This is a genomic window from Paenibacillus agaridevorans, from assembly GCF_003112455.1.
In the GTDB taxonomy this organism is placed as follows: Bacteria; Bacillota; Bacilli; order Paenibacillales; family Paenibacillaceae; genus Pristimantibacillus; species Pristimantibacillus agaridevorans.
On the sequence record NZ_BDQX01000207.1, the window covers coordinates 1 to 771 of the forward strand.

General features: G+C 46.7%; 1 protein-coding gene. It reads left to right on the forward strand.

All coding sequences use genetic code 11. From position 1 onward, the window contains the following. The coding region (locus PAT3040_RS19390; protein WP_146200475.1) for an apiosidase-like domain-containing protein at positions 1 to 771 on the forward strand (771 nt) is incomplete at both ends.

Genomic DNA, 771 nt, shown 5'->3' on the forward strand with positions numbered 1-771 from the left:
TCGATCATCGTGTCAGTCAAGGATTTACAGTCTATCAATCCCAGCCGTTATATATGACCGGCAATTACCTCGATGTCTCCAATGGGATAGGATCCGGGCATCTGGGACGACTCCAGGATCTGGACCGGAAGTTTCAATATGTCGCGGATGCTGGACTTGTTCATGCGAATGCTGCCTATACTTTCAGATCCATACTGAATGTAACCGATCCTGTATTACTCGAGAAATTGGGTAAATACTGGCAGGCCAGATTCGGAGCTTATCCAGTACTGTGGACGACTGCGCAGGAAGTGGATCCAGGCCATGAATTCAATGATTATTGGCATAGGATTGCAAAGGCAATTTATGAAAATGACGCTTATCATCAGCCTTTAACTGCACACATGGAAGGCGGAGATGCGAGTAATTCAGGCTGGGGAGACAAGGACTATCATTCCTGGTTTGGCGTGCAGCCTTCCAATCTGCAAAAAGATGGCTATCAAACCTTTTGGGAGTATAACGTAACAAAACCCTATGTTGCCTATGAAACAGGTTATGAATTTAATCGGATTACAACAGATGAGGCGCGTTCCACTCCGTATAGGGCCTTCTCCAACGGGGCCTTCGGTTTTGGATATGGCGTACAAGGCGTCTGGGCCATCAATGATTCGACAGATAGTTGGTTCCCCTATGGTGCTTATTATCGTTGGTTTGATGGGTTAAATGCGGCGGGCGGCTCACAGATGACGCATTTCAAGAACTTCTATGAAAGCTTGCAGTGGTGGAAGCTAA